Origin of the sequence: Streptomyces sp. NPDC049597 (genome assembly GCF_040675505.1) — a bacterium.
Lineage (GTDB): Bacteria > Actinomycetota > Actinomycetes > Streptomycetales > Streptomycetaceae > Streptomyces.
Map to the genome: position 1 here is coordinate 25560 of NZ_JBFAOY010000036.1, position 9634 is coordinate 35193.

Here is a 9634-nt window from a genome sequence, read left to right on the forward strand (position 1 = left end):
CGGCGTGGCCGTGATCAAGGCTTTCCTTCCTCGGTTCCACCGTGCGCGAAGGGAGGTTGGATCGCCGCGTGACCCCGGTGAAACACTCGAACTAAGGCTAGCCTTACCTAAGCGAATGGCCAAGTCGCGTCGTCACGAGCGTTCTCCGCACGGGTCGCTCCCCGCGCCGGCCTCGTGGATCCGGGCGCGACCCCCTCTCCACGGGGCTATCGGATCGCTCACAGCTTCCGGCTCTCCGTCGCCTCACGTCCGTCCACGAAGGTCGCCACGACCTCGATGTCACCGATCCGGGAGGGATCGACGCTCCGCGGGTCGTCACCCAGGACGACGAAGTCGGCGCGCCTGCCAGGGCCGAGGCTGCCCGCACTGTCGTCCCAGCGGCAGGCGTAGGCGCCGGCGACCGTGTAGGCGCGCAGGGCCTCGTCGACGGTGATGCCCTCGTCCGGGCCGATCGACCGGCCCGAGGTGGAGGCACGCTCGACCATGAACTGCACGGCCCGCAGCGGCGATCCGTCGGTGACGGGCCGGTCCGAGCTGCCGACGAGCGTGACACCGTGGTCGAGGAAGCCCCGGCCCCGGTACATCCACGGAGCCCGGTGCGGGCCCATGATCGTCGCGTAGTCGTCGCCGAAGTACCGCAGGAAGTTGGGCTGGACCACCGCGCTGAGCCCGAGCCGGGCGAAGCGCGGGAGCTGGTCGGGCCGGATCAGCCCGGCGTGCTCGATACGGTGGCGCGCGTCGGGCCGGGGCCGCAGCGCCTGTGCCTGCTCCAGGGCGTCCAGGGCGAGGTCCGCGGCCCGGTCGCCGATGGCGTGGACGGCGAGCTGCCATCCGGCGAGGTGCCCGTCGACGATGAGGGAGGCGAGGCGCTCCGGGTCGTCCTGGAGCTGACCGGTTCGGGTCGTGCCTTCGTACGGGGCCGTGAGGGCGGCCGTACGCGCCATCATGCCGCCGTCGGTGTAGATCTTGAGCGCGCCGACGGACAGCCAGTCGTCGCCGAAGCCCGTGCGCAGACCCAGGTCCAGCGCGCGGGGGATGCCGTCCCGCTCATGGGCACCGAGCGGCCGCAGGGTGTCGGCCCCGGGCATGAGCTGGACCCGCAGGGGCAGCCGGCCCTGGTCCCGCAGGAGTTGGTAGGCGCCGAGCTCGACGGGGCTGTGGCCGAGCAGGCCACCACCGATGCCGGCTTCGGCGCAGGCCGTGATCCCCTCGGCGAGGCAGACGCGGCCCGCGTACTCGATCGCGTCGGCGAGCTCCTCCTGCGCGTACGGGAGGCGCAGCCGCCGTACGGCGCCCATCGCGCTCTCCACGAGGACGCCGTCCTCGTGGGGCACGTCGGCCGGGAGCAGGTCGAGGACGGCGCTGTTGACCACGCAGGCATGGCCGGAGTCGTGCATCACGAACACGCGGCGGCCGGAGCTGACGCGGTCCAGTTCGGCCGCCGTCAGATGCCGGCCGAGAGCGCGCTGGTCGTAGCCGCCGATGTGCACCCACGCGCCGGGCTCGCTCGGGCGGGAGACCGCCTCCGCCACGACGGCGAGGGCGTCCTCGATCGTTTCGCAGCCGGCGAGGCTCGGCGAGCTCGCTTTCAGTCCTGTCCAGGCCAGGTGGACATGGCTGTCGATGAACCCGGGCAGCACGGTGGCGCCCTGGAGGTCGACGACCTCGCGTGCGGGCAACGAGGTCACGGCCTCGTCCAGGCCGACGATCCGGCCGTGCCAGATGCCCATGTCGTGGGCGACCGGGTGGTCCGGATCCATGGTGAGGATGCGCGCGTTCGTGACTCTCGTGCACAGCAGCATGGGTGCTCCGTCCGTCCCTAGGAGGTTTCGGCGAGTACGGCGTCGGCGGCTTCGGTGCTCTGCGCGTCGCGCCCGCCCGCCTCCGCCTCGTGCCGCCTGGGCGCGGCGGGCACCATCAGCGGGGTGCCGGTCTCGGGGTCGTCGATGATCCGGCAGGGCAGGCCGAACACGTCCTCGACGAGTTCGGCGGTCATGACCGTCGCCGGGTCGCCCTCGGCCGCGACCGTGCCGCCGGCCCGCATCACGATGAGGTGGGTGGCGTAGCGGCAGGCCTGGTTGAGGTCGTGCAGGACGGCGACGACCGTGTGGCCCTTGCGTGCGTGCAGTTCGGCGCACAGGTCGAGCACCTCGACCTGGTGGGCGATGTCGAGGAACGTGGTGGGCTCGTCGAGCAGCAGGAGGGAGGTCTGCTGGGCCAGGACCATGGAGAGCCAGACGCGCTGGCGCTGGCCGCCGGAGAGGTCGTCCACGGGCCGGTCGGCGAGTTCGAGTACGCCGGTCTGCCGCATCGCCTCGGTCACGGCCGCCTCGTCCTCGGTGGACCACTGCTTCAGCATCCGCTGGTGCGGGTAGCGGCCGCGCGCCACGAGGTCGCCGACCGTGATGCCCCCGGGCGCGTTGGACGACTGCGGGAGCAGCCCGAGCCGGCGGGCGACCTCGCGGGAGCGGTAGGAGGAGATGGCCTTGCCGTCGAGGTAGACCTGTCCCGCCTTCGGCGTGAGCATCCGTGACAGCGCCTTGAGCAGGGTGGACTTGCCGCAGGCGTTCGGACCGAGGATCACGGTGAAGGACTGGTCGGGAATGTCCACGCCGAGGGAGGTGGCCACCGTCCGCTGGTCGTAGGAGAGCGTGAGGCCCTCGGCTCGCAGCCGGGGCGTCGGGGCGTTCACGTGTGTCATGCGCGGCTCTTTCGCGACTCGGTGATCAGCAGCCAGATGAGGTAGAGCCCGCCGATGGTCCCGGTCGCCGTGCCCACGGGCAGGAGCGCCGGCGCGAAGACGCGCTGCACGACGAGGTCGCTCAGGGCGAGCAGGAGGGCGCCCATGAGGGCGGACGGCAGGAGAGCGGGGCCGGACGAGCGGGTCAGTCTGCGGGCCAGTTGGGGAGCGGCCAGGGCGATGAACACGATCGGGCCCGTCACCGCGGTGGCGAAGGCGGCCAGGGCGACGCTGATGACGAGCAGGGCCGCCCGCGTCCGGGTCACGTCGACGCCGAGCGCGGTGGCGATGCCGTCGCCCATCTCCACCATGGACAGGCGGCGGGCGAGGAAGAAGGCGAGCGGGAGCAGCACGACGACGGCGAGGCCGATGGTGTTCGCGTGGATCCACAGGCGGTTGCCCAGGCTGCCGATCAGCCACGCCTGGGCCTCCAGCGCCTCCTGCCAGCTCGCCCGCGTGATCAGGTACGAGTTGAGGGCGAGGAGAAGGGCGCTGACGCCGATGCCGACCACGACCAGACGGAAGCCCTGCAGGCCCCGGCCCAGCATGAGGAGGGAGACGGCCGCGGCGGTGGCGAGGCCTCCGACGAGTGCGCCGAGGGCGATCTGGGTCATGCTGCCGTTCAGGACGACGATGACGACGAGGGCTCCGGTGGCCGAGCCGTTGGTGAAGCCGATGATGTCGGGGCTGCCCAGCGCGTTGCCGGTCAGGCTCTGCAGGACGGCGCCGCTGACGGCCAGGGCGGCGCCGACGCACAGGGCGGTCAGCAGCCGCGGCATGCGCAGGGTGTTGACGATGAAGTCCGCGGCTCCGGAGCCGTTGCCGAAGAGCGCCTGGAGGACCTCACCGACGGAGAGTTCGAAGTCGCCGGTGGTGAGGGTGACGCCCATGAGCAGGACGAGCGCGGCGACCAGGACGGCAGTGACGGCCAGGGCGCGGCCCTGGACCCGCAGCGAGAGGCCGCCCTTGCGGGTACGGACGACCATCCCGGTGACGACGCGCGGCGCCGCCGGGACGGCACGGTTCTTGACGGGGCGCTGATCGGGGGCGGATGCCTCTGACTCCCGTACGGCACTCACACGGTCTCCTTGTTCTCCCCCAGGGCTGACGCCTGGGAGGTACCGCCGTCCCCGCCCGCGAGGAGCGGAGGTGCGGCTCTGTGGCCTGTCTGCGGGCCGGCGGTCTCGTGCGTGCCGCTCACAGCATGACCAGCTTCCGGCGGCGGCACAGCGCGATGAACAGCGGGGCTCCGAGGAACGCGGTGACGATGCCGACCTGGATCTCGCCCGGGGAACCGAGGACCCGTCCGAGGACGTCGGCGCCGATCAGCAGAACGGGTGCGAACAGCATCGAGTAGGCCAGTACCCAGCGCTGGTCGGGGCCCACGACGAAGCGGGCGACGTGCGGGACGACCAGGCCCACGAAGCCGATCGGGCCGGCCGCGGCGGTCGCCGCGCCGCACAGGAGCATCACGGCGACGGCGCCCAGCACCCGGGTCCGGCCGACGTTCACGCCGAGCGCTCGCCCCACCTGGTCGCCCATGGCCAGGGCGTTCAGGGAGGGGGCCAGGCCGAGCGCGAGGAGCAGGCCCACGACGACGAAGGGCAGGGTGATGAGGACGATCTCCGTGCTGCGGCCCGCCAGGGACCCGACCGTCCAGAACCGGAACTGGTCGAAGGCGCGCGGGTTGAGCAGCAGTACGGCGGAGCTGAAGGCGAAGAGCACCGCCGTCACCGCCGCTCCGGCGACGACGAGTCGGTCGGGCGTCGCCAGCGTCCGCCCGGAGGAGCCGAGGACGTAGACGAGCACCGATGCCGCCGCCGCACCGAGGAACGCGAACCACACATAGCCCAGGGCCGTGCCCACGCCGAAGAAGGCGATCGCCACGACGACTCCTGTGGACGCGCCGAGACTCACGCCGAGCAGGCCCGGGTCGGCGAGCGGGTTGCGGGTCAGCGACTGCATGAGCGCGCCGGAGAGTCCGAGGGCCACACCGACGAGCAGCCCGAGGAGGGTCCTGGGGATCCGGTACTCGTGGATGATGACCGAGGTCTCCGAACCGTCGGGCTGCCACAGCGCGTTCCAGGTGGACGTGAACGGGATGCCCCGGGTGCCCAGCCACACGCTGAGCAGTCCGACGAGGACCAGGGCCGCCAGGGTCGCGAGCAGGCCCAGACCGCGCAGGGCGGCCACGGACCGGCGGACCCCCGGCGCGGCGGGACCGCCCGATCTCCTGGGTGCCGCTTGGGTTTCGACCGGCAACGACAACTCCCCCTGGCGGCGACTCCCGCGCGAGACACCACATGTGACGTGACAACAGACAGAGACTTAGGTGAGGCTAACCGAACCACTCGACCGGGTCAACGCGTCGACCCGTCCGACGAGGCCGGCGGTCACGGGTCGGGTGGGCGCGACCACCGCCGACGGCCTTGGCAGGCGACCTGATTAGAGTAGGCTTACCTAACTAATCGACGTCTTCGCGGAGGTACCGCATGCCCGTGGGGGGACCGAACGAGGGGGGTCCGACGGGGGGCCTCGTCCTCCGGAGAACGATCAGGGGTCAGCGCCGGCGGGTCGTCGGGGCGTCGCTCCTCGGCATGGCCCACCAGGCGTGCGAGGCCCTTGTCCCCGTCGTGATCGGCGTCGTCATCGACCGGGCCGTGTCCACCGGCTCCTCGGCCGCTCTGCTGCGCTGGCTGCTCGTCCTCGCCGTCCTCTTCCTGGTCCTGTCCACGTGCTACCGGACCGCCGCGAGGATCACCGACGGGGCGGGCGAACACGCAGCGCACCAGCTCCGCGTCGACCTCGGCACCAGGGTGCTCGACCCCCGTGGCGGAGCCGACGCCGGACGGCTGCCCGGCGCGCTCACGGCCGTCGCCACCGGTGACGCGACCCGTGTCGGAGCGGTCGCGGCCGCCGTGCCGTACGCGGTGTCGGCACTCACCGGGCTGATCGTCAGCGCGGTGGCGCTGCTTCGCGTCTCGGTGCCGCTCGGCCTGCTCATCCTGCTCGGTGTGCCGCCCCTGCTGTGGATCGGCCACCGGATCAGCCGCCCCCTCGAAGAGCGCAGCGAGATCGAGCAGGAGCGTGCCGCGCACGCCTCCGGCGTCGCCGCCGACCTCGTCTCGGGCCTGCGGGTGCTGAAGGGCATCGGGGCGGAGGCCGCAGCCGTGTCCCGCTACCGGCGCACGAGCCGGGACTCCCTGGCCGCCGCGCTGCGGGCCGCCCGCAGCCGAGCCTGGCACGACGGCGCGATCCTCGCCCTCACCGGCATCTTCATCGCGGTCATCGGCCTCGCCGGCGCCCACCTGGCCATGCGCGGCTCGATCAGCGTGGGCGAACTGGTGGCGGCCGTCGGACTCGCCCAGTACCTCCTCGGCCCCTTCCAGCTCCTCACGTACGTCAACGGCGAGTTGGCGCTCGGCCGTGCCTCCGCCGACCGGATCGCCGAGGTGCTCGCCTCGCCGCCCGCCGTCGCGACCGGACAGGCCGTGCTCCCCGACTCCGTGCCCGGAGGAGTCCGGCTGCGCGGGCTCGGACACGGCGTCCTGCGCGGCGTCGACCTCGACATCGCCGCCGGCTCCGTCGTCGGTGTCGTCGCGAAGGACCCGGCGGCGGCGCACGACCTGCTGCTCTGCCTGGGCAGGGAACTCGACCCCGCCGAAGGGGCCGTCGAACTCGACGGCGTACCACTGACCGAGCTGGACCCTCAAAACGCCCGCCGCGCGATCCTCGTCGCCCACCACGACGCCGATCTGTTCGAGAGCAGTCTGCTCGACAACGTACGGGCGGGGTCCGGCGCCGGGGAAGCCGAACTCGCCCCCGCCCTGGCCGCGGCCGCCGCCGACGACGTCGCGCGGGCGCTCCCCGAGGGCACGGCCACCGTCCTCGCCGAACGCGGCCGCTCCCTGTCCGGCGGTCAGCGCCAGCGGGTGGCGCTGGCCCGGGCGCTCGCCGCCGACTCCCCGGTCCTCGTCGTCCACGACCCGACGACCGCGGTCGACACGGTCACCGAGTCACGTATCGCCGCCCGCCTGCGGGAGCTTCGGGACGGCCGTACGACGATCCTGGTCACCACGAGCCCCACGCTGCTCGCCGCGACCGACCGCGTGGTGCTGCTCGACGACGGCGCCGTGGCCGCCGACGGCCGCCATCCCGAACTCGTCGCCTCCCACGAGACCTACCGTGCGGCGGTGCTGGCATGACCGAGGTCACGAGCGGCGATCCCGTGAACGACGAAGGACGCGAGATGACCGAACCCCGTACGGCAGACCGCGGCGCGAGCGGGGAACGCGAGCTGCTGCCCACCGCGACCGGCGCACAGACGCTCGCCGCCGTCCGGGCGCTGTTGCGGCACCACCGGCTCCTGGCCGTCATCGCGGTCACCGTGCTCGTCGCCGGCACGGGCATCGGCCTGCTCACCGCCCCGCTGCTCGGACGCATCGTCGACCTCGTCGCCGAACGGCGCGGGGCGGACGCGCTGACCGTGCCGATGGTGCTGCTCCTGGCGGTGGCCGTGGCCCGGGGCGTGGCGACCGCGATCGGCCACTCGCTCGTCGCCCGCCTCGGCGAGACCGTCCTCGCGGACCTGCGCGAGCGGTTCGTCGGACGGGCGCTGCGCCTGCCCCTGGACCGTGTCGAACAGGCCGGTTCCGGCGACCTGACCTCCCGGGTGACCGGCGACGTCACCATCATCGCGAAGGCGGTACGCCAGGCGCTGCCCGAGTTCGCCGCGGCGCTTCTCACCATCGCGCTGACGCTCGTCGGACTCGCCGTACTGGACTGGCGCTTCCTGCTCGCCGTCCTGCTCGCCGTGCCGGTGCACGTACTGACGGTGCGCTGGTACATCCCGCGCGCCGCGTCGGTGTACGCCAGGCACCGGGTGGCGAGCGGCGCGCTGCAGCACCAGCTCCTCGACAGCATCGGCGGTGTGCGCACCGTACGCGCGTTCCGTCTCACCGGCAGCCATGCGCAGGCACTTCAGCGGCGCTCCGGGGAGGCCGTCGGCCTCGCGCTGCAGGGCATCCGGCTTGTCTCCGGCTTCTTCTCCCGTCTCAACGCGGGGGAGTTCATCGGACTGACCGGGGTTCTGGTGACGGGCTTCTTCCTCGTGGACGACGGCTCCGTGAGCATCGGCACGGCGACCGCGGCCGCCCTCTACTTCCACAGCCTCTTCAATCCGATCAACGCCGCCCTGTTCCTCATCGACGACGCGCAGTCGGCCGGCGCGAGCCTCGCCCGCCTGGTGGGGGTGTCGAACCTGCCCGTCGAGCCCAGGCCCGAACCGGACACCGAGCAGAAGCCCGTGGACGGCTCGGTCAAGGTCTCCGCGCTCAGCCACGCGTACGTCGACGGCCACCCGGTCCTCAGCGACGTGGATCTGGAGGTCCGCAGCGGCGAACGGGTCGCTCTGGTGGGCGCGAGCGGCGCCGGGAAGACCACTCTGGCCAAACTGGTCGCCGGCATCCACGAGGCGTCCGCCGGTTCGATCGTGCTCGGCGGGGTCGAGGCCCGCGAGTTGGGCCCGGCCGGAGTCCGGCGCGCCGTGACGCTGATCAGCCAGGAGGTCCATGTGTTCGCGGGGCCACTGGCCGAGGACCTGCGGCTGGCGCGCCCCGAGGCCACCGACGAGGAACTGCGCGCGGCACTGGGCCAGGTGGAAGCCCTGGACTGGGTCGAAGCGCTCCCCGAAGGTCTCGCGACGGTGGTCGGTGAGGGCGGGCACCGGCTCACGGTGACCCAGGCACAGCACCTGGCCCTGGCCCGTCTCGTCCTGGCGGATCCGCCGATCGCCATCCTGGACGAGGCGACCGCAGACGCGGGAAGCGCCGGCGCACGCGTCCTGGAGGCGGCCGCCGTACGGGCGCTGGAAGGCCGTACGGGCCTGATGGTGGCCCACCGCCTGCCCCAGGCCGCCTCCGCCGACCGCGTCGTCGTACTCGACCGGGGCCGGGTGGCCGAGACCGGTACGCACGACGAACTGGTCGCGGCGGGCGGCCGCTACGCCGCTCTCTGGTCGGCCTGGTCCGACAGCCGCCGGGAGCCGCCGCGGGAGGCGTGAGCCGCCCGGGCCGCTCCCGGCGCCCGCTCCCGGCGCCACGGACGTCGGCGCGTTCCCGCACGGCGGCCGGAGAGCAGGCGCCCGGGTGCCCGCGGTTCCCGATCCAGCCCTTCTCAGGTCCTCCCTCAGCGGGTGGGCCCTCATTCGCAGGGTGGAGAGGGTGCGCCGTGACGGATGAAGCGCGGCTGCTGTGTCCAGGGCCAGCATGTGTGCATGACACCAGCGACCGTTCCTGCCGCCGCGTACACAGCCGCGCCCGTCTGGGCTCGCCGCGCCGCCCACGCGATCCCTCTGTGCGCGCTCCCGTCCGGCTTGTGGCGTATCGCCATGGCATCCGGCGTCTACGTCGGATACAGCGACCAGGTGCTGCGCGACGTGTACGACATCCCGGGCTGGGGCATCGCCTATGTCGTCGGCCTCTCCGTTCTTGCCGAGCTGGCCGCCCTGTTACCGCTGCTGCTCGTCAGCGACCGGTGGCGCCGCCTGCGCCCAGGAGCCCTCGCCGCGCCGGCCTGGACCGCCTCGGGCATCCTCGTCCTGGTGGCACTGGGGCAACTCGTGGTCGCCTTCACCGTCGAGAGCCAGACGTACATGTCGAGCGGTACGGCACAGACCGTCTGGGCCTTCGTCTTCGCCCCGCTGTTCGCCATACCGGCACTGATGACCGCCGTGACCTGGTCGTACGCGAAGCGGCACCGGGCACGGGGACAGGCGCACCCCCTTGAAGGTGCTTGACGTCAGCCCCGGCGGATGCCCTTCTCGCTGCGGATGCGGGCACGTTCCCCGCGCCGGGCAGCGAGCACGCCGGCCGTCGAACGCACGCCGCCGCCCGC

The 9634-nt window shown here is 72.8% G+C and carries 7 protein-coding genes; 3 read left to right on the forward strand and 4 right to left on the reverse strand.

Going from position 1 to position 9634, the window contains the following annotated elements:
• Window positions 1-218: 218 nt before the first annotated feature.
• The 4 genes from AB0K02_RS29275 to AB0K02_RS29290 form a co-directional block, all read right to left on the reverse strand.
• Window positions 219-1799, reverse strand: a complete 1581-nt coding sequence (locus AB0K02_RS29275) for an amidohydrolase (RefSeq protein ID WP_365995580.1) — start codon at window positions 1797-1799, stop codon at window positions 219-221.
• 20 nt (window positions 1800-1819) lie between these two features.
• Window positions 1820-2701 (reverse strand): ABC transporter ATP-binding protein, encoded by an 882-nt coding sequence (locus AB0K02_RS29280; RefSeq protein WP_365995563.1) that lies wholly within the window; start codon window positions 2699-2701, stop codon window positions 1820-1822.
• Entirely contained in the window at window positions 2698-3819 is a 1122-nt protein-coding gene (locus AB0K02_RS29285) for an iron chelate uptake ABC transporter family permease subunit (RefSeq protein WP_365995564.1), read from the reverse strand. Before AB0K02_RS29285 ends, AB0K02_RS29280 begins: the two co-directional genes overlap by 4 nt.
• A gap of 118 nt (window positions 3820-3937) precedes the next feature.
• Window positions 3938-4933 (reverse strand): iron chelate uptake ABC transporter family permease subunit, encoded by a 996-nt coding sequence (locus AB0K02_RS29290; RefSeq protein ID WP_365995565.1) that lies wholly within the window; start codon window positions 4931-4933, stop codon window positions 3938-3940.
• Window positions 4934-5232: 299 nt separating this feature from the next.
• Here AB0K02_RS29290 and AB0K02_RS29295 point away from each other — a divergent pair, with 299 nt between their 5' ends.
• The 3 genes from AB0K02_RS29295 (at window position 5233) to AB0K02_RS29305 (ending at window position 9536) form a co-directional block, all read left to right on the forward strand.
• The gene (locus tag AB0K02_RS29295; RefSeq protein ID WP_365995566.1) at window positions 5233-6945 is read left to right on the forward strand and encodes an ABC transporter ATP-binding protein; all 1713 of its coding nucleotides are present in this window, start codon (window positions 5233-5235) and stop codon (window positions 6943-6945) included.
• Window positions 6946-6989: 44 nt separating this feature from the next.
• Window positions 6990-8801, forward strand: coding sequence for an ABC transporter ATP-binding protein (locus AB0K02_RS29300; RefSeq protein ID WP_365995581.1), 1812 nt, complete (start codon window positions 6990-6992; stop codon window positions 8799-8801).
• Between the two features lie 213 nt (window positions 8802-9014).
• Window positions 9015-9536 carry a hypothetical protein gene (locus AB0K02_RS29305; protein ID WP_365995568.1) on the forward strand — a complete coding sequence of 174 codons (522 nt, stop codon included), beginning with the start codon at window positions 9015-9017 and terminating at the stop codon, window positions 9534-9536.
• The last annotated feature ends 98 nt before the right edge of the window (window positions 9537-9634 follow it).